17 protein-coding genes are annotated in these 24,184 nt (G+C 74.9%); 9 read left to right on the plus strand and 8 right to left on the minus strand.

Annotation, left to right across the window (positions count from 1 at the left end; translation table 11 throughout):
- Window positions 1–11 precede the first annotated feature (11 nt).
- Entirely contained in the window at window positions 12–1,139 is a 1,128-nt protein-coding gene (locus ACFVUY_RS11340; RefSeq protein ID WP_380549655.1) for an NADH:flavin oxidoreductase, read from the minus strand.
- A gap of 332 nt (window positions 1,140–1,471) precedes the next feature.
- Here ACFVUY_RS11340 and ACFVUY_RS11345 point away from each other — a divergent pair, with 332 nt between their 5' ends.
- Window positions 1,472–3,091 (plus strand): alpha/beta hydrolase, encoded by a 1,620-nt coding sequence (locus ACFVUY_RS11345; protein WP_387729232.1) that lies wholly within the window; start codon window positions 1,472–1,474, stop codon window positions 3,089–3,091.
- Between the two features lie 70 nt (window positions 3,092–3,161).
- Here the strand turns inward: ACFVUY_RS11345 and ACFVUY_RS11350 are convergent, their stop codons facing one another.
- The 3 genes from ACFVUY_RS11350 to ACFVUY_RS11360 all read right to left on the minus strand — a co-directional run bounded on the left by ACFVUY_RS11350 (window position 3,162) and on the right by ACFVUY_RS11360 (window position 7,553).
- The gene (locus ACFVUY_RS11350; protein ID WP_387729234.1) at window positions 3,162–3,941 is read right to left on the minus strand and encodes a tetratricopeptide repeat protein; all 780 of its coding nucleotides are present in this window, start codon (window positions 3,939–3,941) and stop codon (window positions 3,162–3,164) included.
- On the minus strand, window positions 3,916–6,447 hold the full coding sequence (locus tag ACFVUY_RS11355; RefSeq protein WP_387729237.1) for a BTAD domain-containing putative transcriptional regulator: 2,532 nt from the start codon (window positions 6,445–6,447) through the stop codon (window positions 3,916–3,918). Before ACFVUY_RS11355 ends, ACFVUY_RS11350 begins: the two co-directional genes overlap by 26 nt.
- Window positions 6,448–6,638: 191 nt before the next feature.
- The gene (locus tag ACFVUY_RS11360; protein WP_387729239.1) at window positions 6,639–7,553 is read right to left on the minus strand and encodes a hypothetical protein; all 915 of its coding nucleotides are present in this window, start codon (window positions 7,551–7,553) and stop codon (window positions 6,639–6,641) included.
- A gap of 265 nt (window positions 7,554–7,818) precedes the next feature.
- Here ACFVUY_RS11360 and ACFVUY_RS11365 point away from each other — a divergent pair, with 265 nt between their 5' ends.
- The 7 genes from ACFVUY_RS11365 (at window position 7,819) to ACFVUY_RS11395 (ending at window position 16,701) form a co-directional block, all read left to right on the plus strand.
- Window positions 7,819–9,018, plus strand: a complete 1,200-nt coding sequence (locus tag ACFVUY_RS11365; RefSeq protein WP_387684185.1) for an FAD/NAD(P)-binding oxidoreductase — start codon at window positions 7,819–7,821, stop codon at window positions 9,016–9,018.
- A 241-nt stretch (window positions 9,019–9,259) separates the two neighbouring features.
- Window positions 9,260–10,708 (plus strand): rhodanese-like domain-containing protein, encoded by a 1,449-nt coding sequence (locus ACFVUY_RS11370; protein ID WP_387729242.1) that lies wholly within the window; start codon window positions 9,260–9,262, stop codon window positions 10,706–10,708.
- Complete coding sequence (locus tag ACFVUY_RS11375; RefSeq protein WP_387729244.1) at window positions 10,705–11,586, plus strand: sulfite exporter TauE/SafE family protein; 882 nt, start codon at window positions 10,705–10,707, stop codon at window positions 11,584–11,586. The genes ACFVUY_RS11370 and ACFVUY_RS11375 overlap by 4 nt, the downstream gene beginning before the upstream one ends.
- Window positions 11,587–11,723: 137 nt before the next feature.
- Window positions 11,724–12,560, plus strand: coding sequence for a GntR family transcriptional regulator (locus ACFVUY_RS11380; RefSeq protein ID WP_387684179.1), 837 nt, complete (start codon window positions 11,724–11,726; stop codon window positions 12,558–12,560).
- Window positions 12,561–12,748: 188 nt separating this feature from the next.
- Window positions 12,749–13,846 carry a hypothetical protein gene (locus ACFVUY_RS11385; RefSeq protein ID WP_387729247.1) on the plus strand — a complete coding sequence of 366 codons (1,098 nt, stop codon included), beginning with the start codon at window positions 12,749–12,751 and terminating at the stop codon, window positions 13,844–13,846.
- Complete coding sequence (locus tag ACFVUY_RS11390) at window positions 13,833–15,935, plus strand: hypothetical protein (RefSeq protein ID WP_387729249.1); 2,103 nt, start codon at window positions 13,833–13,835, stop codon at window positions 15,933–15,935. Before ACFVUY_RS11385 ends, ACFVUY_RS11390 begins: the two co-directional genes overlap by 14 nt.
- 235 nt (window positions 15,936–16,170) lie before the next feature.
- Entirely contained in the window at window positions 16,171–16,701 is a 531-nt protein-coding gene (locus ACFVUY_RS11395; RefSeq protein ID WP_387729252.1) for a hypothetical protein, read from the plus strand.
- On the opposite strand, the gene ACFVUY_RS11400 is transcribed toward ACFVUY_RS11395, so the two are convergent.
- From ACFVUY_RS11400 to ACFVUY_RS11410, 3 genes are all read right to left on the minus strand, one after another.
- Window positions 16,661–20,416, minus strand: a complete 3,756-nt coding sequence (locus ACFVUY_RS11400; RefSeq protein WP_387729254.1) for a hypothetical protein — start codon at window positions 20,414–20,416, stop codon at window positions 16,661–16,663. The two genes, ACFVUY_RS11395 and ACFVUY_RS11400, sit on opposite strands and share 41 nt — an antisense overlap.
- Window position 20,417: 1 nt before the next feature.
- Window positions 20,418–20,846, minus strand: coding sequence for a hypothetical protein (locus ACFVUY_RS11405; protein WP_387684170.1), 429 nt, complete (start codon window positions 20,844–20,846; stop codon window positions 20,418–20,420).
- 101 nt (window positions 20,847–20,947) lie between these two features.
- Complete coding sequence (locus ACFVUY_RS11410; protein ID WP_387684168.1) at window positions 20,948–21,406, minus strand: MarR family winged helix-turn-helix transcriptional regulator; 459 nt, start codon at window positions 21,404–21,406, stop codon at window positions 20,948–20,950.
- Window positions 21,407–21,517: 111 nt separating this feature from the next.
- On the opposite strand from ACFVUY_RS11410, the gene ACFVUY_RS11415 reads away from it, so the two are divergent.
- Complete coding sequence (locus ACFVUY_RS11415) at window positions 21,518–22,789, plus strand: alpha/beta hydrolase (RefSeq protein ID WP_387729257.1); 1,272 nt, start codon at window positions 21,518–21,520, stop codon at window positions 22,787–22,789.
- Between the two features lie 176 nt (window positions 22,790–22,965).
- Here ACFVUY_RS11415 and ACFVUY_RS11420 read toward each other — a convergent pair whose 3' ends face one another.
- Window positions 22,966–24,126: a hypothetical protein gene (locus tag ACFVUY_RS11420; RefSeq protein ID WP_387729260.1), complete on the minus strand. Its 1,161-nt coding sequence runs from the start codon at window positions 24,124–24,126 to the stop codon at window positions 22,966–22,968.
- Window positions 24,127–24,184: the final 58 nt, after the last annotated feature.

Here is a 24,184-nt window from a genome sequence, read left to right on the forward strand (position 1 = left end):
GGGCGCGGTCGTCAGCTCAGGGTGCGGATCGCGGCGGCGTCGTAGGGGCGCAGGTCGTCGAAGCGGCCGGAGAGGACCTTGGCGGCCCACTGCGGGTCCTGAAGCAGGGCGCGGCCGACGGCGACCAGGTCGAACTCGTCGCGCTCCAGCCGGTCGAGCAGGTTGTCGATGCCCCGGACCGGGGAGCCCTCGCCCGCGAACGCGCGGACGAAGTCGCCGTCGAGGCCGACCGAGCCGACGGTGATGGCGGGGCGGCCGGTGAGCTTCCTGGTCCAGCCGGCGAGGTTGAGGTCCGAGTCCTCGAACTCGGGGACCCAGTAGCGGCGGGTCGAGGCGTGGAAGGCGTCGACGCCGGCCGCGGCGAGCGGGGCGAGGATCGCCTCCAGCTCCTGGGGCGTCTCGGCGAGACGGGCCTCGTAGTTCTCCGACTTCCACTGCGAGTAGCGGAAGATCACCGGGAACTCCGGGGAGACGGCCTCGCGCACCGCGGCGACGAGCTCGGCCGTGAACGCCGTCCGGGCGACCGCGTCGCCCCCGTAGGCGTCGGTGCGGCGGTTGGTGCCCGCCCACAGGAACTGGTCGAGCAGGTAGCCGTGCGCGCCGTGCAGTTCCACGCCGTCGAAGCCGATCCGCTCGGCGGCCGCGGCGGCCTCGGCGAACGCGCCGATGACGGCGTCCAGGTCGGCCCGGGTCATCGCCCGCCCGGTTCCCTCGGTCCCGTCCAGCCGGATCCCGGACGGGCCGACGGCGGGGGCGTCCGCGAACGGCGGGTCGCCCTGCTTGCGCACCATGCCGATGTGCCAGAGCTGCGGCACGATGGTGCCGCCCGCCGCGTGGACGTCCTCGGCGACGCGGGCCCACCCGGCCAGCTGCTCCTCGCCGTGGAAGCGCGGGATGTCGTCGCTCTGGCCGGCCGACTCGTGGCCGACGTACGTGCCCTCGGTGACGATCAGGCCCACGCCGGCGGCGGCACGGCGGGCGTAGTACGAGCGCACGTCCTCGCCGGGTACGCCGCCGGGGGAGAACCTGCGCGTCATCGGCGCCATCGCGATGCGGTTGGGCACGGTCAGCCCGTTGATCGTGACGGGCCGGGACAGGATCCCGGCCGCGCGGGAGGCCGGGTTCTCGGTGACGGTCATGGGATTCCTCGCGGTAGCGGCAGCGATGGCGTGCGCCGGGGCGGAAGCGGTCGCCCGTGCCAACCACCCCGGCGGCCTCCGCATTTCGCCGACCCCGCCCGACCCGCTGTGATCCGCGCCACTGCGCGCCGCGCGCCTCGGGGCCGCGCCCCTCGGGGCCGGAGCGCGGCCGCCCGCCGGCCGTGCCCCCCGCGACGGGTGAGCCGCAGGCCGGCCGGCCGGGGAGGCTGCCAGCGGTCTGCCAGCGAGGTGCGGAACGGTGGGACGCGTCGGGAGGAGCGCCGCGACCGAGGGGCGCGCGACTGCCCGGCCACGGACGAAAGGACTCTTGCATGACTCGCACATCCCGTCCCACCGGCCCCGTCGAGGGCCGCCGCCGGCCGAGGGCGTCCCGCACGGCGGGGCAGCGCGTGGCGACCGCCTGGCGTCTGGGCGCGGGCGCGGTGGCCGCCGCCCTGCTGGCCGCGACGGCCCCCACGCCCGCTGCCGCCGCGGACACCGCCCCGGTGCCGCGGCTCGACTGGGCGAGCTGCGGGGACGGCTTCGAGTGCGCGAGCGCCCGCGTCCCGCTCGACCACCACGACCCGCGCGGGGCGGGCCTGGACCTCTCCGTCGTCCGGCACCCGGCGAGCGACCCGGCCCACCGGATCGGCTCGCTGTTCTACAACCCCGGCGGCCCGGCCGTGCCCGGCACCGCGGCCCTGCCCGCGATGCTCGGCCTCTTCCCCGAGGAGGTCCGCTCGCGCTTCGACATCATCGGCTTCGACCCGCGGGGCACCGGCGGCAGCGCCGGCGTCCAGTGCTTCGAGAACCCGGCGGACGAGCAGGCCCTGCTGGCCGGCACCGCGGCCGGCTACCCCGAGGACACCGTCCAGCAGCGGGCGTGGACCGACGCCTACCGGAGCCTCGGCCGGCAGTGCGGGGCCCGTGAGGCCGCCCTGCTGTCCCACATCTCCACCGCGACCGTCGCCCGGGACATGGACCTGCTGCGCCGCGCGGTCGGCGACCGGCAGCTCAGCTACCTGGGCACCTCGTACGGCAGCTACCTGGGCGCCACCTACGCCAACCTGTTCCCCGGCCGGGTCCGCGCCATGGTCCTGGACAGCGCCATGGACCCGGTGGCCTGGTCCACCGGCCGGGACGGGCAGGCCGCGACCGAAGGCACCCTCCTGCGCAACGGCAACGACCTGGCCGCCGGCCGGATCCTCGACGCCTTCCTCGACCGGTGCGGTCAGGTCGGCCCGCCGGCGTGCGCCTTCTCCGCGGGGACGCCCACCGCCACGCGTGCCCGGTTCGCCGAGCTGCTCCAGCGGCTGCGGACCCGGCCGGTCGCCGTCTCCGGCACGACCTTCACCGCCGGTTCGGCCCTGGAGACGACGGTCCTCTCGCTCTACGCGGCGAACCCCGTCCCCGGCCTGCCCGGCACGGGCTGGTCCCGGCTCGGCGGCACGCTCCAGGCCCTGTGGACCGCCACCGAGGCACCCGCCGCGCCGCTGCCGCCCGTCTCCCACGCGTCCCCCGACCAGGCGCTCGCGGTGATGTGCTCGGACAGCGCCAACCCGCCGGCCGGTGCCGACTACCCGGCCCAGGCGGCATTCGCCCGCTCCCGGTCCGGCGAGGTCGGCCCGTACTTCGCCTGGGCCGCGGAGCGCTGCGCCGACTGGCCCGTCCGGGACCGCGACCGCTACGACGGCCCGTGGAAGCACCGGACCGCCCGGCCGATCCTGGTCGTCGCCAACACCGGGGACCCGGGCATGCCGTACGAGGGGTCCCGCGCCATGGCCCGGTCGCTCGCCCGCGCCGAACTGCTGACCGTCGACGGCTTCGGCCACACGGTCCTGGCCAACCCCAGCGGCTGCGCGGCCGGGTACGAGACGCGCTACCTGATCGACGGCGTGCTCCCGGCGCGCGGGACGGTCTGCGCACCCGACCGGCAGCCCTTCGCGGGCTGAGCCGACCGGTCCGCCGTGCGGGCCGTGCGGGCCGTCGGGCGTTCCCCCGCCGACCGTCCCGGCGGAACCGTCAGCCTGCCTCCCGGGCCAGCGACTCCGGTCGCGACAGCGCCCGGCCGCGCTCCCAGGCGCTGCGGAAGCCGTCCTCACCGAGCGCCTCGGCGCAGCCGTCCAGGACGGCGCGCAGCTCCGGGTCGCCCGCGTCATGGGCTCCGCGCAGCGCGTACGCCGCGCCCAGTGCGGCCGCGCCCCGGGTCGGCTCGCCCTGGGCCAGGCAGTACTCGGCGAAGCCCTCCAGCACGTCGGCGCGGACCGGCCGGTCACCGCTGTCCGCGGCCAGCTCCAGTGCGCGGCGGTGCAGCGGGCCGGCCTGCTCGGGCGTGCGGAGGCGAAGCCGGATGCGGCCCAGGCTGGTGTGCAGCAGGGCGAGCAGGTGCCGCCGGGTGGGAGCCGCGGCGTCGGCCGGGGAGAGGCGCTCCAGCCCCCGTACCGTCTCCTGCTGGTCGCGCAGCGCCGCCGTCAAGTCGCCGGTCCTTCTGGCGAGTTCACCGAGCGCGTAGCGGGCCGCGGCCTGGAGGTGCGGGTCCCGCGCCCGTACCGCGGCGGCCAGCGCGCGTTCCAGGTCGGCCCGGGCCGCGTCCGGCTCGCCGTTGCGGGTCCGCAGCCGGCCGGACAGCAGCAGCGGCAGCGGGGCATCGCCGGCGCCGCCCATCCGGGCGTCGCAGTCGCGGGCCTGGAGGAGCGCGGTCAGCGCCTCGTCGGCCGCGCCGGTGACGGACAGCAGCGCGGCCAGTGTGACCAGGGCCATCGCCAGGCCCCAGCGGTCACCGAGCGCCCGGAAGCCGTCCACCGCGGTCCGCAGACCGTGTTCGGCCTCCGCGATCCGGCCGGCGCCCAGCTCGATGCGGCCGAGCGCCAGATGGGCGCCGGCCCGGACCCAGGCGTCGGGGGTGCCCGAGGAACCGCTCCGCCGCCGCGCTCGTGGCCCCGGGCGGCCCGCCCAGGGCCAGCAGGAGCGCCGCCCCGAGCACGACCGGGTGGTCGGCCTCCAGCGCCGTGACCAGCGCCTGCCCCATCGCCTCGGCCGGGACCGCCGTCCCGTCCGGATCCCGCAGTGGCGCGGTGAGCCCGGAGAGGATCACGCACAGCGCGTGCGCCTGCTCCAGGCCGGGCGGCGGGGTGCGGCCGTGAGCCGCGAGGACGGCCGTCGTCCACTCACCGGCCTCGTGTCCCTGACCGCGCATCAGCCACGGCCAGACCCGGGCGGCCGCCAACCGCAGCGCGTGCTCCGGCGGGCCGACGGCGACCGCCCGGCGCAGCGCCGCGTCCAGGTTGAGGTGCTCGGCGTCCAGCCGGGCCAGCCGGTTCAGCTGGTCGTGCGTGCGCAACCGGGGTTCGGCGGTCTCGGCGAGGGCGAGGTAGCGGCCCAGGTGCTCGGCGCCGGTCCGGTCCGCCTCCCCGGCCGCGACGAGCTGTTCGGCGGCGTACTCGCGAATGGTCTCCAGCAGCCGGAACCGCAGCGGCCCGCCGCCCCGTCCGGTGGTCACCACCAGGGATTTCTCGACCAGGGACGCCAGCAGGTCCTCCACGGCCACCACGTCCGGTGCCGGACCGCCCGGCCAACGGCCGGAGCAGACCCGGTGGGCGTCGGACAGGAGCGCCCCGCCGGCGAACACCGACAGCCGCCGCAGCAGGACGCGTTCGTCCTCGTCGAGCAGGTCCCAGCTCCAGCCGATGACGGCGCGCAGCGTGCGATGCCGGCCGGGGGCGGTGCGGGGGCCCCGGTCCAGCAGCCGGAGCCGGTCGTGCAGCCGCGCCGCGAGGTGCCCGGGGCCGAGGGAGCGCAGTCGTGCCGCCGCCAGCTCCAGGGCGAGCGGGAGGCCGTCCAGTTCCCGGCAGATCCGGACGACGGGCTCGACGGTGTGCCGGTCGAGGGTGAAGTCAGGGGCCGCCGCGGCGGCCCGTTCGGCGAACAGGGCGACGGCGGGGTGGGCGAGTGCCTCCTCCGCGGTGGTGGCCGGCGGGGGTACGGCGAGCGGGGGTACCGGCCAGAGGGTCTCGCCGGTCAGCCCGAGCGGTTCCCGGCTGGTGGCCAGCACGGTGAGGCCCGGTACGGCGGTCAGCAGTCGGTGGACCAGCCGGGCCGCGGCCTCGGCCACGTGTTCGCAGTTGTCCAGGACGAGCAGGGTCTCGCGGCCCTCCAACGCGCGGACGATGTGGTCGACCGGATCGCCGGCCGGGGTGCCTGCGGGCAGTCCGTCCGCCGGCACTCCGGAGTCCTGCGGCGGACGGACCGCCGTCAGGACGGCCCGGGCCACCGCGTCGGGGGTGCTGACATCGGGGGCGCTGGCGTCGGGGGTGACATCGGCCAGTTCCGCCAGCCGTACGTCGGTTCCGACAGGAGCGGCGGCCGCGGCCGCGACCGCCAGCCGGGTCTTGCCGACGCCGCCCGGCCCGGTGAGCGTCACCAGGCGCGAGCGGCCGAGCCGGTCCCGGACCGCCGTCACCGCGTCGTCGCGGCCGATCAGGCCGGTCAGCCAGGTGGGCAGCGCGGCGCGTCCGGCCGGGCTGCCCACGGGCGCCGGGGGAGGTCCTGATCTCGGCGGCTCGGCGCCGGACAGCACCCGCAGGTGGACGTCCCGCAGTTCGGCGGACGGGTCGGCGCCCAGTTCCCCGGCCAGCGCCCGCCGGGTGCGCTCGAACACCTCCAGCGCCGCCGCCTGCTGCCCGTTCGTCTCCAGCGCGCGCATCAGACGGGCCGCGGCCCGCTCGCGCAGCGGGTTCGCCGCGCAGAGTTCGGTGAGCTCCGCGACCAGTCCCGGTACCCGGTCGGCCGCGCCGAGCGCGAGGACCGCGTCCGCGTGGTCCTCGGCCGCCGAGAGCCGCAGTTCGGCCAGCCGGGCCGCCGGTGCGGCGGCGAATCCGGCGCCCTCGGCGTCCGTGAACGGTGCCCCGCGCCACAGCTTCACCGCCTCGCCCAGCACGGCGGCCGCCTCGGCGAACCCGCCCACTGCCAGCGCCGCCCGCCCGGCCGTCACGCGCTGCTCGAAGTCCCAGGCGTCCACGCTCGCCCGGGGCAGGTCGAGCAGGTACCCGGCGGGATGCGAGCCGATCACCGTCCGGTCCGCCCCCAGCGCCCGGCGGAGCCGGGAGACCAGGGACTGCACGGCGCCGGCGGGCTCGTCCGGTGGCGTGTCCCCCCAGAGGTCGTCGACCAGCCGCTCGCGGGTGACCACCCGCCCGGGATCGAGGGCCAGTCGGACCAGCAGCAGCCGCAGCCGCGCCCCGCCGACCTCGACGGTGCGCCCGTCCGCTCCTCGTACGACCTGGAGAGGCCCCAGAACCTTGATCCGCATGCCGCCCGTCCTCGCTCGGCCCCGCCCGACAAACAAGATCATTATCCTGGAGCCAGGGGGCAGGTCGGATCCCGGGGGAGGTCAGGTCCGGAGGCAGGTCGGGTCCCGGGTCCCGGGGCAGGTCGGGCCCGGGGGCGAGTTCGGCCGGGGCCGACCGGGGACCGCCGGCGAGCCGTGCGGGCGCCGCCCGGCTACGGGCGGACGCGGGGCTGGCCGAGGACGTAGCTGCGCAGGTCGATGTCCTCGGGCAGGGCGGGCGCGGTGCCGGGGAGGGCGACGGCGCCGACCGCGACGACGAACGTCCTGGTCACGGCGTCGCTCCCCTTCTTGGTCCGCGGGGCCTGGAAGAGCAGGTAGCGGGCCAGCAGGTAGTCCTCGGTGGTGAGGCGGGGGCGGGCCAGGAGGTCCAGGGCGGCGGCGTGCAGGACGGCGCCGTCCCGGGGCGCCGGGGTGGCGGTGTAGATCGGCGTGCCGCCGCTCTCGATCCAGGAGGTGTCCAGGCCCCGGGCCGCGTACCGGGCGACGAGTTCGGCGTCGGTGCGGCGGGCCGCTTCGCCCCGCAGGAGGCGGTTGCCGGCGATCCGCCGTCCGTCCGGCAGGAGCACCCGGTTCTGGAGGATGTCGCCCGTGACGCCCTCGGCTGCGAAGCGCTGCTCGGCGAGACGGCCGTAGCGGAGCATGGCTTCCCAGGCCGGTGTCGCGCGGCCGCCGGTGAAGGTGCGGGTGGTCCGGTTCCATCGAGCGCCCTCGCGAAGGCGGCCGACCTCGCCGAGGCGGTCGTAGTTGGTGTCGCCCTCCCGGATCGGGGTGCGGAAGCGCTCCGGGTTGAAGGCGGTGCCGGCGATGCCGGGAGGCGGGCCCATCGTGACGGCGAGGCGGTAGCGCCAGTCGACCAGCCGCGCGTGGACGGTGGCCAGCGCGGCGGCCCGGGCGGGCCGGTCCGCGGCGCTCTCCCACATCCGGGCCAGCCGGCCGGCCGCTTCGGTGGCGGCCTCCGCCTGCTCGGCGGCGAAGGCGCGGGCCGCGGCCTGTCCGGCGGGGTCGGCGAAGCGCAGGGCGAGCGGGCTGGTGGGGAAGTCGCCGGGGGTGATCCGTGCGGTGGGCACGGCTCTCTCCCGGACGCTCCGCTTGTCACCCGGCAACGACGACCTCCAAGTCGGGCCCGACCATGGCCCGTTCATCGTGTCATCACCCCCTGCCGGGTGTCGGGGAATCCGCGCAAGTCCCGTTCGGCGCATCGGTCGGACGCCGCCCGGGGCGGTCGATCAGGGCGGCGCCGTGCCCCGGAGGCAAATGTACGGACAATGGCTTGCGGCCCGTGGCGGGTCCGACCTAGCTTAATGTCCGTACATTTCGCCAGGGAGGGTCCACTTGATAACCAGGCATCACCGGATCGTGATCATCGGCGGCGGGACCGCGGGGATCTCGGTAGCGGCCCGGCTGCGCCGCGCCGGCCAGCGGGACGTCGCGGTGCTCGATCCGAGCGGTCATCACTACTACCAGCCGCTGTGGACGCTGGTCGGCGGAGGCCGGGCGCCGCTGGCGGAGAGCATCCGGCCCCAGGCGTCCGTCATGCCGAAGGGCGTGCAGTGGATACGCCGCGCCGCGGTCGCCGTCGACCCCGAGGCCCGGGAGGTGACGCTGGACGACGGCGGCACGGTCTCCTACGACCACCTCGTCGTCTGCCCCGGCATCCAGCTGGACTGGGACCGGATACCGGGCCTGGAGGCCGGGCTCGGCCAGGACGGACTGTCCAGCAACTACCTGCCGCAGCACGCCCCCGCGACCTGGCGCTTCATCCGCGGGACCCGCTCCGGCAGCGCGGTGTTCAGCATGCCCGCGGGAGCCATCAAGTGCGGCGGCGCCCCGCAGAAGATCGCCTACCTGGCAGCCGACCACTGGCGCAGGGAAGGCGTGCTCGGCCGGATCGACGTCCACCTGGTGATTCCCGGCACCGCCATCTTCGGTGTCCCCGAGTTCGCCCGCGTTCTCGAAGGCGTGGTGCGCCGGTACGGCATCAAGGTCCACTACGGGAGCGAGGTCACCGAGGTGCGCCCGGAGGCCCGCGAGGTCGTCGTCACCGATCTGGGGACCGGGGGCAGGACGACCCTGCCGTACGACGTCGCCCACCTGGTGCCGCCGCAGAGCGCCCCGGACTGGATCAAGCGCGGCCCGCTCGCCGGCGCGGACGACCCGGCCGGCTACGTCGAGATCGACAAGTACACCATGCGGCACGTCCGTTACCCCAACGTGTGGGCGCTCGGTGACGCCGGATCCTCCCCGAACTCCAAGACCGGCGCCGCGGTGCGCAAGCAGGCCCCGGTGCTCGTCGAGAACCTCCTCGCCACCCTCGACGGCCGGGAGCCCGAGGCCGCGTACGACGGTTACGCCTCCTGCCCGCTGACCACCGCCCGCAACAAGATGCTGCTCGCCGAGTTCGACTACAGCGGGCGGCCCGCCCCGTCGATCCCGGTGATCGACACCGTCCGCGAGCGGACCGACATGTGGTACCTCAAGCGGCGCGGGCTGCCGTTCCTCTACTGGAACCTCATGCTCCGCGGGCTTGCCTGACCCTCGCGGTCACGCACCCCGGGTGCCCGCGCGCCCCGGATCTCCCGTACGGCCCACCACTCGGGCCTCCCGCCGTCGTGGCCCTTCGCACGCCCACGGCGTGCCGCCGCGCGACATCCCGCCCGCACCCGCACCCGCCCGTACTCGCACCCGCCTGCACACGCCGCCCGCACCCGCCCGTACCCACGCCCCGCCCTCAAGGCCGCGGGGCGCAACCACCCTCCACCCTCAGGAGCCCCGGATGACGACGCCCGCCGGACCACTGGTCTTCGTGCAGTTCTACCTCGACTGTCTCTCCCATGCCTCGTACCTCGTCGGTGACCGCACCACCGGCCGGGCCGTGGTGGTCGACCCCCAGCGCGACGTCCGCGAGTACCTCGCCACCGCCGAGCAGCACGGACTGACCATCGAGCGGGTCATCGAGACCCACATCCACGCGGACTTCCTCTCCGGCCACCTGGAACTCGCCGAGCGCACCGGCGCGCGCATCTCCTACGGCTCCGCCGCCGTGCTGGACTTCGACACCGACCCCCTGGGCGACGGCGAGCGGCTCGGCCTCGGCGAGGTCGAGCTGGAGATCCTGCACACCCCGGGCCACACCCCCGAGTCGATCTGCGTCGTCGTGCGCGAACATGCCGGTGACGCCGTCCCGTTCGGTGTGCTCACCGGCGACACACTGTTCATCGGCGACGTCGGCCGACCCGACCTGCTCAGTTCGCGCGGCCGGTCCGCCGAGGAGATGGCCCGCCTGCTGTACCGCTCCACCCGGGCCCTGCTGACCCTCCCCGACGACACGCGCGTCCACCCGGCGCACGGCGCCGGCTCGGCCTGCGGCAAGAACCTCTCCACCGAGCTGAGCTGCACGATCGGCAACCAGCGCCGCGGCAACTACGCCCTGGCCGACATGACCGAGGACGAGTTCGTCGCGGTGGTGACCGCCGGCCAGCCCGCCGCGCCGGCCTACTTCGCGTTCACTTCGGTGCGCAACCGCCAGGCCCGTCCGGTCCTGGATGAGGACACCCCCGTCCCGCCGCTCACCCCGGAGGCGTTCCTCCGGGCCCGGGCGGGCGGCGCCACCGTGCTGGACACCCGGGATCCGGAGGCGTTCGCCGCCGCCCACCTGCACGGCGCGGTCAACATCCCGCTCGGCGGCCGGTTCGCCGAACTCGCCGGCCAGGTGCTCGACGCCCAGGACGCCGTCATCCTGTGCGGCGACCCGGACACGGCGACCGAGGCCCGGACCCGCCTGGCCCGGATCGGCTTCGACCGCGTCCTGGGCGCCCTGGGCACCGCCGTCGAGGCGATCGATGCCGCGCACCTGACCTCGGTCGCGCGCGTGGACGCCGACGACCTCGCCCGCGACCTCGCCCGCGACCTCGCCGGCCAACTCGTCGAGGGAGAAGCCGACTTCACGCTGCTGGACGTACGCGGCCCGGGCGAGACGCAGGACAAGGGCACCCTCCCCGGCGCCCGGCTCCTCCCGCTGCCCGAACTGCTCGCCCGCCTGGGCGAACTGCCGACCGATCGGCCGCTGACCGTCATCTGCGCGGGCGGCAACCGCTCCTCGGTGGCCGCGTCCGTGCTGCGCGCCCGCGGCTTCGAGGCCATCGACCTGCGCGGCGGCTTCGCCGCCTGGCACGGCGAGGTCGTGCGCCCCGCCGACCGGGCCGCGGACGGCGTCACGGCGTGAGCGTCCTGATCACCGCTCTGCTCTGTGGAGCCGTGGTCGGCGTGGCCCTCGGCGCGCTGGGCGGCGGCGGGGGAGTGCTCGCGGTCCCGGCCCTGGTGTACCTGCTGGGCCTGTCGCCCTCCGACGCCGGGACCACCAGCCTGGTCATCGTCACCGCCACCTCCGTCACCGCGCTCGCCCGCCACGCCGGCACCGGCGCCGTCCAGTGGCGCACCGGCGCACTGTTCGCCGCGGCCGGGGTGCTCCCCGCCATCGGGGCGTCCATGCTCGCCCACCGCATCCCGCAGCCGGTGCTGACCTCCGCGTTCGCCGTCCTGGCCGCGCTGGCCGCCGCGGTGATGCTGCGCGGCGCCCGAGGCGGCACCCGAGCCGCGCGGAACGTGCCGACCGGGGAGACCGCGGAAGGCGGGGAAGGCGGGGAAGGCGGGGAAGGCGGGGGCACCGCGGAAGGCGGGAAGGCCGGGGACGGCGGCGATGCCGTCGCTGCGTCCGCGAAACCGGCCGGCCGGGACGGGCACCTGGGCACGGTCGCGGCCGGCGCGGGCCTCGGGGCGGTGACCGGCCTGCTGGGAGTCGGCGGCGGCTTCCTCGCGGTGCCCGCGCTGGTGTCGGTGCTCCGGCTGCCGATGCGCAAGGCCGTCGGTACCAGCCTGGTCGTCATCGTCGTCAACTCGGTGGTCTCCCTCGGCACCCGCCTGACGGTCACGGACATCTCCGTCGACCCGGCGGTCTTCGGACCGTTCGTGGGCGCCGCCGTCCTCGGGGCCTGGGACGGCAAGCGGCTGGCGGCCAAACTCTCCGGCGCGGCACTGCAGCGGGCCTTCGCCGTCCTCCTGCTCGCGGTGGCCGCCTTCATGCTGATCGCAGCCCTCGCCTGACGGCTTCCGCGTGAGCGCGGCGACCGCTGCCCGGACACCTCGGGTCCGGGCGGCGGTCGCCCCGCCGGTCGCCACCCGGCCATGCCCGGCAGGCACCGATTTTGTGCTGTCCCCCCGAAGGTACGTACATTCACCTCGTGTCCCGCACCACCCACCCGACCCCTGACTCCCAGGAGGGCGCCGTGACCTCCGCGCCCGGTCCCGGCCCCGGTCCCCGGCCCCTCACCCGGGCCGCGGGCAGTCCGCTCTGGGCGCAGCTGCGCGCCGACCTGCTGCGCCGGCTCGACGAGGGCGAGTTCCACGACGTCTTCCCCGGCGAGCACGACCTCGTCGCCGAGTACCGGGTCAGCCGGCACACGGTGCGCGAGGCCCTGCGCAAGCTCCGCGAGGAGGGCCTGGTCACCGCTCAGCGCGGCAGGGCCTCGCGGTTCACCGCGAGCCGCCCGCTGGAGCAGGACATCGGTGAGGCGTACAGCCTGTTCCGCTCCGTCGAGGAGGTCGGTGCCGTCCAGCGCAGCGTCGTGCGCGCGCTCGACCGGCGCGCCGACGGCGTCATCGCCGCCCGGCTGGGACTGGAGGAGTCCACGCCGCTGGTCTACCTCGAACGTGTCCGCCTGGCGGACGAGGAACCGCTGGCCGTCGACCGGATCTGGCTCCCCGCGGACGTGGCCCACCCGCTGCTGGACGTCGACTTCACCCACACCTCGCTCTACGACGAGCTCGAACGCCACTGCGGTCGCAGCATCCGCGGCGGCTGGGAACGCATCCGCGCGGTGGTCCCCGGCCGGGGGGAGCGCATCCTGCTCGACTGCCCCGCGACCACCGCGCTGCTCGCGATCGACCGGCTCGGCCGCGACACCGACGGGCGTCCGATCGAGTGGCGGCAGACGCTCGTCCGGGCGGACCGCTTCGCCGTCGCCGCCGCGTTCACCGCGCACGACTACCGGCTGGGCGCCTCGGTCCAGACGCCCTGACGGGCCGGGCGCCCTGACGGGACCGGGCGGCCGGGCGGCCGGGTCGCCGGGTGGTGCTCGCGCCGGCCGGGACAAGGCGCGAACTTGAGATCACAGCTCCGGTTGCGTACCCCACGGCCCTGAGGGAATCTGAGAACAGCCATCGGCTGGGGCCCCGATCGGACGCGACCGAAAACGCGGAGCGCATTGTGGACGGCCAATGGGAACTCATATGCCATCACAGCTACATCGGCCAGCCCGGCATCATTTCCGACTACTCGCCGCAAGGGCACAGCCATGGCGTGGCCCACGGGATGACGGCCGGCGACTTCCATCGGGACGGTGCCGCCCCCGGCTCGGGCGCGGTAGCGCTCAACGACCTCGCATCGTTCATCGAAATCCACCCCACTGATGCCTGGGCAACCCTCGACGCGGTGAAGGTGGAGTTCCTCCTGCGTCTTGACCCCGGCCCGGACCCGCTCTGGGTCACGCTGATGAAGTGCGACTCGTTCGAGATCCTCATGACCGAGGAATGCCGACTGCAGGCCGTTTTCTCCCCGGGCGCCGCCTACCAGGTCGGCCTGGAAGTCGAGGACCCCGACCTGTTCCCGCACGAGAAGTGGACGACCCTCGGATTTCACTACGACGGCTCGGGCCGGACCCGGATCGTCATCGACGACCGGACCGTTGCCGAGAAGTTCGACGCCGCGGGCATCGGTCCGCTGAGGCCCCCGGCCCAGCCGATCATCATCGGCGGAGGGATGGGCGAAGGGTACGGTGGTGCACTCAAAGGATTGATCGATGACATCAAGGTCTGGCGTCCCGACCCGGACCGAAACATCAATCAGTTCTTCAGTCGCCCCGTCGACGGTAAAACGCTGACGTGCCTCCGTTCCTATGTCCGACGTTTCGAGGAGGCGCTCGAACGTCATCCCGACTGCGTGCAACTGCTCCAGGGCGCGGTGACGGACGGAATCGAGCGGATGCGGCGCGAAGCGTTGTCGAAGGACCCTGCGACGCGCGAACGGCTGCGGCAACTGGCCGAGGCCTACCAGTCCTCCTGGCGCGCCAACGACATCGACAGCGCCGCGTTCACGCAGATCCTGGTGGACCTGTCGGCCCTGCTCCAGTCCGTCGGTGTCGTGGCGGGCCCTCAGCTCCGGCAGGTTCACGACTCCGAGTGCATGAAGATCGTCCGCAGTGAGATCGGCCTGCCGACGTGCGACCCCGAACTCACCGCGTTGATGGCCTCCCTGTCCTCGCTCCCGGGAGATCTGCATCGAGGAGACGACAGTGACGCGTCTTGACCTCACCCACGGACAACATGTCGGCGGCGACTTCAGGCCGTTCGACCTGGCGACCGGAGCCATGCATCCGAGCCCTCAGGGGTGCGTGCTGGCCATGGTCCTCAGCGTCGGATCGGGGCAGAATCCGGCGCCCGAGCCCGCGGTGAGCGGCTTGGCGGTCGCGTGGGAAAGCGTTGCGTCGGTCGAATTCGGTGTCGCGGGCGGGCCCGGACGGCGTCTCACGTGCTACTGGGCCAAGGGAACCGGCGCCGTACCGGCCCAACCGGGGCCACTGTCCATGAACTTCTTCGACAATCCGCAACAGGTCGTCGCCTGGTCCGTCTTCGAGTACGACGAGTTCAGAGGCACCACCCGGCCGCAGGTGATCCTGCAGGCCAAGACGGCCGACGGCAGCGGAACCGACCTCGGATTGAACCTCGACCCGATCGCCGATGCCCGGGACACAACGGTCACGGCGCTCGCACTGGCGAGCGCGGTACCCTCCGTCACCGCACCCGGCTTCACGGCCATCGACGACGTGGAGATCGCGAACCAACCGGCCGGCGGTGCGGACGCCTCCCTCCGCACCCACGACCGTTCCGGCCAGAACACGGCGGCCCACTGGGCGTGGAGCGGCAACACCCGGGCGGCCGCCATCGCCGTCGAGGTCAACACCAACCCGGCGGCGGTGACACCCGCACCGACACCCGCAGACCGCATACGCGCCTTCGAACCCATCCTGTTCCTCCACGAACAGGAGAAGGACGTCCCGAGCGACCCCAAGCGGTACCTGGAGCACGGTGCACTGTGGAAGGCGAGCAACCCGCGCAACAAGAAGGACTCGTGGGGCGGTACCGGAGGACCCTTCCCCCGCGCACCCCTCATCGCGCGCGGAGGGATCGCCGCGACGCAGAGCGAAGCGGGGCCCGGGCAGAGCTTCCTGGGCGAACCCGGTGAGGCGTTCATCACCGAGAGTCCGAGCGAGACACGCTTCCTGCAACTGGCGGGATGGCGGGACACCGCAGGTGCGTCCGAGCCGGATGTGACGTCCGCGAGCAGCAACGAGTTCGCCGACCAGCAGGCGGTCAGGGATCGGTACGACAGCGTGGACGCACTGCGCGGGAGCCGCTTCTGGTACTGGGCCGAGCACTTCGACCTGGACGGACTCGGATCGGTGTCGTCGGAGGGCACGAAGAAGAAGAATCCCCGCCCCGACACCTCCGGTGTGTTCTCCCAACTGGAAAGACCCTTCGCCCTCTGCTACTACCTGTTCTTCCCGACCCATGAGGAAGCCCTGGGGGGAGGCTGCGACAGCGTTCTGGCGTCCCAGTTCCGCAACTTCGTCGGGGAATGGGCCTGTGTGGCCGTTCTGGCGAGCGAGGACGGCGACGGGACCGCGACTCCGAAATTCATCGGATCCACAGGACGCCGGCCCGCCCCCACCGGCGGCACCCCGGACAACCCCGTGTACCCGCCGCACGCCTTCGACGACTCCCGGCGCCTGGTCATGAAAGCCGCTCCATGGAGCGATGTGACGACCAATGACGGCGGCGACCATCCGCGGCTGTTCGTCGCGAAGGGGACGCACGGACTCTATCTGGAGCCCGGCCCCGAATCCGGCAGGATCGAGGTCGACCCCTACCCCGTGCCCTCGACCAACTGCGGCGGTTACAACCCGGTCACCGATACCGACTACCCGGTGGCCTGGTGGGTCAAGGTCTTCCTCATTCCCTTCGGTTTCCTGTGGGCGCTCCTGGAGGCTGCGGTCGAACCCATCCCGGATGTCGCTTTCGTGGACCCGGTGGCGCCCGACATCGTTCCCTCGGCCGGAACGACCGGAACGGTGATCCGCCCCAAGGGACTCCAGATCCCGCCCGGCCGGAACCTGACCGACTGGCAGGCGGACGACGTGACCCTGAACTCGCGGACGTACGGTTTCGTGGTCGACCGGCCGCACCAGATCTGGTGGCCCTCCCTCGACAACGTGACGGGATTTCGAGGCCTCTGGGGACAACCTGTGGACCCGGATCCGAACAACGACCGCGAAGGCATGGCATTCCCCGACTTCTGCGCGATGTTCCTGGAAGCCATCGCCAAGATACCCGGTTGACCTGCCGAGGCGTGTCCGACGACCGATCCTCTGGTCCAAGGAGGAGATCCGCCGCTCGACGCGCACCGGAGGGCCGCCGACTCCCTGTCGACGGGCGGGATCCAGTTCAACTCGCTTGACGTATGGGGGTGTTGGGGCGGTCGAGGATTGGCGGAACCGTTCTGGGCGGAGGCCCGGAACGGTAGCCTGGAGTGACCCGCCGAGTGCGGACGGCGGCACACACCGGGGAGGCGCCATGAGGAACCGGGTGCTCGTGCACGCGCTGGGCGGACTGGCCGCCGCGCTCCCGTTGGTGATCGGCGGATGCAGCAGCGCGGGCCCCGCCGCCACGCCCTCGCCGCCGGGCCCGTCGCCGGTCGCGACGACGGCCGTGCCGGCGCCGGCGGGCCGGACCACGGCGTCGAGCCCCCCGGCCGGGCGGACCTGGCCGACCGATCAGAGGGCGGTCCTGATCGGCTGCGGTGGGCTGCCCGCCACCGAGCCGGCGTATGTCGTCCTCCTCTGCGGGGACGGCGGGATGTCCCTCGACCAGCTCAGCTGGGCGGGCTGGGGCGGCCCGACCGCCACCGCCACCGGGCAGTTGTGGCAGAAGCGCTGCGTACCCAACTGCGCGCAGGGCGGCGCGGTCCCCTTCCGGGCGACGGTGACGGTCGGCGGCCTGACCGCGGGCGGCTACTCCACCCTGCACATCGACGCGCCGACGGCGCCCGACCGTTCGATCGACTTCACCGTCGACGATCAAGGGCCGCTGATCGTGCGGCGCTGACCGGGCAGGGCCGTGGCGGCGGGTCGCTCCCGGGGACGAGGAGCTTCCACCGGGCCTCGTCCAGCGCGCCGTCGGTGGTCGCGCAGATCCGCTCGACGGCCGCCGTCGCGTCGAGATCCCAGAGCCGGACGGTGGCATCGACGCCGGAGACCGCGAGGGTCCGGCCGTCGGGGCCGAAGGCGACGGAGTCCACGGACCCCACCGGGCCGGTGAGCGGCCGGCCGACGGCCACCGGGGGCTGCCGGGGGGCGAGCCGCCAGAGCCGGGCGGTGCCGTCCCCGCCGCCCACGGCGAGCAGCCGGCCGTCCGGGCCGAAGGCGACCGAGGTGGCGGCGCCCTGCGGGCCGGTCAGGGTCTCGCCCGCCGAATCGCCGCCCGCCGCGCCGCCCGTGTTGCCCGCGCCCGCTGTGCCCTCCGTGGCCCAGAGTCGGACGGACCCGTCCTGGTGCGCGGCCGCCAGCCTCCGCCCGTCGGGACTGAAGGCGAGGCCGTTGACGGCCGAGGCCGGACCGGCGAGCGGCGCACCGAGGGCCACGGGGCGCCGGGGGTCGGTGACGTCCCAGCGGTGGACGCCGCCGGTGGTGTCGCCGGCCGCGAGTGTGTGCCCGTCCCGGCTGAGCGCGAGGCCGGTCAGGGTGCGTGACGGCACTGCCAACGGGGGCCCGAGCGGTGCCGGCGCGAGGGGGTCGGCCACGTCCCAGAGGAACAGCCGGCCCTCGTCGCCCAGGGCCACGAGGAAACGGCCGTCGGGGCCGTAGGCCAGCGCCGAGACGGAGGTCGCCGGGCCGCCCAGCGGCCGGCCGAGTGGCACCGGCCGGCCGGGATCGGTGACGTCCGTCAGCCAGATCGCCCCGCCGGTGCCGCCGGCGGCCGGGGAGCCGAGCGCGAGCGTGCGGCCGTCGGGGCTGAACGCCAAGGCGGAGGCCGGCTGCGGCGCGCCGGTCCGGGGGCTGCCGAGCCGGGTCGGCCGGCGGGGGTCGGCGAGGTCCCAGAGCAGGGAGTTCGAGATGCCGTTGGAGGTCGCCAGCCGGCGTCCGTCCGCGCTGAACGCGACCGGTCCGCCGCCGGGCAGCAGGGTCGGTGGCACGCTCCACAGCACGACGGCCCCGGAGTCGTCCCGGGCCGCGAGGGTGTGGCCGTCGGGCGTGAAGAACACCCGGTCGGCCGGGTAGGAGGAGACGGTCGGCAGCTCGGTGACGAGCGAGGGGTAGTACGGGTTCGACAGGTTCCACAGGCTGACGGCGCCGTTGCCGTGGGCGACGGCCAGCAGTTGCCCGCTGCCGTCGAAGGCCGCCGACCGGATCGTACTGGTCCGCCCGGACAGCGGCTGCGCGGTCAGCAGGTTGTTCGGGTGGCGCGGGTCCTGGATGTTCCAGAACTCCAGTTGGTTGTTCTCGCCGCCCGTGACGAGGAAGCCGCGCTCGGGGCTGAGCGCCAGGATCGGACCACGGACCTGGAACCGGGAGACGGGCGCCGCCGTCCCGGCCGTCCCGGCGAGGTCCCACAGCTGGACGTCGGCGCCGTCCTGGGTGGCCAGGGTCCGCCCGTCCGGGCCGAGCAGGGCCGTCGCCACCGGATACCTCGGCCGGACGGCGGGCAGGGTGAGCGGGACGGGGTGGGCCGGGTCGTCGGTGCTCCAGCCGAGGACCAGGCCTTCGCCGCCGTCGCCGCTGTCGGGGGTGCCGCCGAGGGCGAGCAGGGTCCGGCCGTCGCGGCCGAACAGCAGCTGGTTGACGGTGCCGCCCGCGACGTCCAGCGGCGGGCCGGCCGGCCGGGGGTGGGCGGGGTCGGCCACCTGCCACAGCCGCACGCCGGCGGTGCCGGTGGTGGCGAGCAGGGAGCCGTCCGGACCGAAGGCCAGGGCCGGGGCCCGGCCGCCGGACTCCGGGTCCAGCCGGCCGGCTTCGGTGGCGCGGTGCGGGTCGCGGACGTCCCAGAGTCGGAGGGCGCCGGTGGTGTCGTACGTCGCCAGGGTGTGCCCGTCGGGGGAGAGGGCCATCGCCCGGGTGCCGGACTCCGGGCCGCCGAGCCGGCTGGGGACCGGGGTGTTCTCGAAGCCGATCAGCCGCGAGGCGGTGTCGTCCGTCTGCTCGCGCCGGTGGGCGACCAGCGCGAGTTGGGCGGCGAGCGCGGGGTCGGTCGGCGCCAACTGGGCGGCCAGCGAGGAGATCTGATTGGTGACGGCGGTGGCAGCCGAGGCCCGGGCGCGGTCGCGCTGGACGAGGGCGAACCCGGCGGCGGCCGTGGCCAGGACGGCGAGCGCGGTGACGACGGCAACGGCGGCGCGGCGGTTGCGCCGGGAGCGCTGCCGCTGGCGGGCGGCGGCGGTGAGGAAGGCCCGGGCGGTGGCGGTCAGTTCGTCAGGGTGGGCGGCCGCCCAGTCGGACGCGGCCTCAAGTCGGGCGCCCCGGTACAGCGCGGACTGGTCCTGGCTCCGTTCCCATCCGGCGGCGGCCTGGTCCAGCTCCTGGCGGAGCAGTTGGCCGGGCCGGTCCCGGTCGATCCACTCGCGCAGTCGGGGCCACTCCCTGATCAGCGCCTCGTGGACGACGACCACGGTCTCCCGCTCCCGCAGCAGCAGTCGGCGCGCGGTGAAGGTGTCGACGACGGACCGGGCCGCGCGTTCGTCGGGAAGGCCGCGCAGCAGGTCGTCGGGCGCGACGTGGCGGCGGGTGTCCTCGGTGTCCCGGCCGATGACCACCAGCCGGAGGAAGACGGCGCGCGCGGCGGCCCGGCCCTCGGGTGCGAGGGCCGCGTACGCGGACTCGGCGGTGCGGGCGACGGCGTCGTGGATGCCGCCGGTGCGGCGGTAGGCGGCCGGGGTCAGCGCGCCGTCCTCGCGCTCCTGCCAGGTCGCCCGCAGGGCGTGGGCGAGCAGCGGCAGGGTGCCGGTCCGGTCGGGGCCGGCCAGGTCGGCGAGCAGCAGGTCGACCAGGCCGTCCCGGATCGTCAGGCCGGCTGCCGCGGCCGGGCGGCGGATCGCCTGTTCGAGCTCCTCGTCGGTCAGTGGGTCCAGCAGGACCGGGTCGGCCCGCAGCGCGTCCCGCAGCCGGTCGTCGGCCGCGCACCGGGCGTAGAAGTCGGCGCGGACGCCGAGCACGACCAGCACGTTGCGGTCCGGCGGGCGGGCCAGGAGGTCCAGCACCTCGACGAAGCGGCGCCGTTCGGCCTCGTCGGCGCCGAGGGTGAAGACCTCCTCGAACTGGTCCACGACGAGGACCAGGCCCGTGCCGCGCACGGCGTCGAACACGGCGGCCGCGTACGCGGCCGGGCCGCCGTGCGGCGGGGGAGCGCCGAGCGCGGCCGCGAGCGCGGCGGCGGGGTGGGCGGTGGGCGTCAGCAGGACCCGGCGCCACCGGGTGGAGCCGCGCGCGGGCAGTGCGCCGTCCGCGATCGCGGGCAGCACCCCGGCGGCGAGCAGCGAGGACTTGCCGGCGCCGGAGGGCCCGAGCACGACGAGCGGCCCGCCCGTGCGAAGCCGGTCGTCCAGCCGCCGGCACAGGTCGGTGACGGCCCGCTCGCGGCCGTGGAACCAGGTGGCGGAGGCCGCGTCGAAGGGTTCCAGACCGGGGTAGGGGCATGCGTCGTCGCGCCCCCGGGGCGGTCGGACCGCGGCCTCGGCGGTCGTGAGGTGCAGGTCCCGGCCGGCGACGTAGGCGTTGCCGCCGGAGACGGTGACCTCCAGGTGCCGGGGCGGTTCCGCTTCGTCGGTCACGTCATTCGGCGGCGGGGCGGTGGACGGTGAGGTCGCGGCCGGCCACGTAGGCGTCGCCGTCGGTCACCCGGGTGGTGATCGTGACGGAGCCGGCCGGCGGGGCGTCGGGGCGGCGATCGGTGAGCACGCCGGCGATCAACTCCCGCAGCTCGTCGGCGAGGTCGGGGTGGGAGTGCAGCAGTCGGGCCAGTTTGGCCTGCCACTCGTTCACCAGCAGGGCCTGCAGATCGCCCGGGGCACCGGTCTCCTGGGCGGTGAGCAGTTCCTCGCGGGTGTCGTCGAGGTCGGCGGCCACCCGCTCGGGGTGCGCGCGGCGCCACAGGGACAGGACGCCGGACCTGACCGCCGGCCAGGTGTCGGTCACGATCGCCTCCACCAGCCGGGCGGCTCCGGCGGCGGCCAGGGTCGTCAGTTCGGCACTGAGGTCCATCCCCCAACGGTACCCGTGCGGATTTCTGATGAATCGTCAAAGCCGTTGGCGGCAAGGGGAACCGGACGCCCCGGTTGCCGTGATCGGACCGGCCCGCGGCCTCACAGCCGGTCGTAGACGGCGGACAGTCGCCGCAGCACCTCGGCGGCCCGGTCGAGGGCCTCGTCGTCGTAGTCGTCCAGATCGGCGTGCAGGGCCTCGGCCAGCGCGTTCTGGCGCTGGTCGTGCCGGGCCCGGCCGGTGTCGGTGAGGGCGACCAGGACGGAGCGCTTGTCCTCGGGCTGGCGGGTGCGGGTGACGTAGCCGGCCGTGACCAGGCCGTTGACCAGCTGGGTGGTGGCGGCGCCGGTGGTCTCGGTGGCGGCGGCGAGGCCGCTGATGGTGAGGGGTCCCTGTTCGGCGAGGGTGCGCAGGGCCCGGGCGTGGGTGAGGGAGAGCGCGCCCGGGGTGCGGGTGGCGCGTCCGCGCAGCCGGGCGTCGGCGGCGCTGAGGCGGTAGGCGGCGCGGGCCAGGCGGTCGAGTGCCCGGGCGCGGTCGTCGGTGGGTGGCGTCTCGGTCATGGTCGGTCCTCCTCGGCGGGTTGACAGCAGCCTAGCCTCAGTACTTAATAGCTAAGTACTTACTCATTAAGTGCTTAGCCAAATGCTGAGCGGATCCCCAGGAGGACACCCATGACCATCCGATCGACCGGCCAGAGCTGGGCCCTGGACACCGCCCTCGCCCAGGGCGGCTTCGACGCGCTCCACCCCGAGGCCGTCGGGACCATGGAGCAGCTGGGCCACGACCACACCGACTTCGACAAGGTCTTCGCGCTGGTCAGGAGCGGCGCGATGCTGCCCAAGGCGTGGGCGACGGTGGCCGGCCAGGCCGAGGAGCGCGCCGCCCACCACGAGCGCGGCGGGTTCGCCCGGACCGCCGCCGACCTCTACCTGCGGGCGGCGGTGATGTGGGGCCGGGCGCAGTACTCGATCTTCGACGCGGCCGACCCGCGCAAGACGGCGATGCGCCGGCGCGCCAACCACTGCGTGGAGCGCCTGGGCGCGCTGCGCGACGGCCGGGTGCGGCGGGTGGAGCTGGACTTCGAGGGCTCGCGGATCTTCGCCCTGCTGCACCTGCCGGCCGGGCCGGTCGAGAACGCGCCGGCCGTCATCCTCGGCCCCGGGATGGACATGATCAAGGAGGACTACATCTGGGCGGCCGAGCGCTACTACACCTCGCGCGGCATGGTCGCGCTGTCCATCGAGGGGCCGGGCCAGGGCGAGAGCCGCGCCGGCGGGCTGACCGTCGACCTCGGCAACTACGAGCGGGCGATCGGCCGTTACCTCGACCACCTGGCCGCGCTCCCGGAGGTCGACGCCGAGCGGATCGGCATGTTCGGCATCTCGATGAGCGGCTACTGGGGATCCCGGGCCGCCGCCACCGACCGTCGGCTGGCCGCGCTCGCCGCCTTCGAGGCCGTCACCGGGGACTTCGCCACGATCTTCGAGCGCGCCCAGCCGACCTTCAAGAACAACTACATGTTCATGGCCGGGTACACCGACGAGGAGGCCTTCGACCGCGACCTGGCCCGGCGGATGCCGCTGGGCGACCTGGTGGCCGACATCACCTGCCCGGTGCTGTACGGGATCGGCGAGTTCGACGAGCTCACCGACCTCGGCCAGGCGCTGGAGAGCTTCGAGCGCGTCCGGGCGCCGAAGGAGCTGCGGGTCTACGAGGACGAGTTCCACCCGCTCGGGGGAGTGGCGGCCGAGGTCTTCCGGTTCGGGGCGGAGTGGCTGCAGCGGGCCCTCGCCGGCGAGTTCGCCGACCCCGGACGGGACGTGCGCCACTACGTCCACCGCGACGGCCGCACCACCGACGGCAGCGCCGACCCCACCTGGTGGCTCGGCGGCGCCCCGGCCGCGCTCACCGACATCCGGCACGCCCGGGCCCGCCGGGGCTGAGCCCCGCGGACGCCGCCGCCACGGGGCGCCGCCCGGGGGTGCCGACGCTCAGCCGCCGGCACCCCCGGGCGCCCCGCGGTGCGCCCGAGAACGTCCGCACACCGCATCACGCGTCCCCGCACGGCCGGGCCCCTCGCGCCGAACCGGCCCGACTCGTCGGATCCGCCGTGTCGCGCCTACACGAAGGTCATGGCGGCGCCGACGGTCGCGTTCAGGCCGGCCGTGACCCACGGATCGGGGGACGGGCCGCGGACGGGCCCGAAGTGCACGACCCGGGGGCCGTTGGTGCCGCAGGCCGGGTAGCCGTCGACGTCCGAGATGGCCACCGAGCTGCCGGGGCTGGAGAAGCCGGTGGCGCTGATCGCCTCGGTGCTCTGCCACAGGCCCGCGGAGGACAGGTGGGCGAGGGTGATGGAACCGTCGGCGGCGACGTAGCCGACGGCGGTGCCGGCCGCGTTCCTGGCCGCCGAGACGACGGCGCCGTCCGGGACGCTGCCCGTCGGGGCGGTGGTGTTCGCCTGGAGGGAGCCGATGCGCCCGGATCCCGCGCCGACCGTCGCCAGGTTGAGCCGTCCGTCACGGCCGGCGAAGAACACCGACACGGTGCCGGAGGTGGTGCCGGGGGCCACCGCGATGCCGCCGCCCGGTCGGGCGCTGCCCGCCGGGGCGATGGCGTAGCTGGTCAGCCCGCCGGTGGCCTGCGACGTCCAGCCGACGGTCACCACGCCGCTGTCGCCGACCGTGAAGATCCCGGCGCGGCCGGTGACGGCGAAGGAGGCCGCCTCCGAGGACGGAAGGGCGGGGGCGGGGAGCTGGCGCCAGTCGACGGTCATCGGGAGGCACGCGTCGTTGAACTGCGGGACCGCCGGTGCCGCCGCCGCTGTGGCGCCCGTCCAGGTACCGGTGACCAGGGTCAGCCGGGTGCCCGCCCACGCGGCGGTGATCCGCCCGCCGGGCTCGGCCGTGGCCGGGCCGCTGATCGAGAACGGCGCCGAGCCCGGGTTGTCCGCGCAGTACTCGTACAGTGAGCCGTCCGTCGCGGTGAAGTAGACCGCGGGCCGGTGACCGGGGGTCCGTACCGCCGCCACCCGCGCGCCCGGCGGGGCGAGCGCGGCCGGCCCGCGCCGAGCGGCCGTGCTCCAGCTGCCGGCGGTGTCCGAGTACTGGTAGCTCCACAGGCCCCCGTCGTCCCCGATGTAGTACGCCTCCGCCTCGCCGCCCGCCGCGGCGGCGGACGGCACCGGACCGGCCAGCAGCGCGGCCGCGGCCAGGACCAGCAGGCCGAGCAGTGCCCGTAGCCGGTGCGCCGGCGGTCTCTGCGCTTCGCCGTTCGTCATGGCTCGTTCCTCTCCAAGTAGGCTGTGAGGCAGGCAGTTTGGCAGGGCATCGGCCATG

The sequence above is a fragment of the Kitasatospora sp. NPDC058063 genome (assembly GCF_042885395.1).
GTDB lineage: Bacteria > Actinomycetota > Actinomycetes > Streptomycetales > Streptomycetaceae > Kitasatospora > Kitasatospora lactacystinica.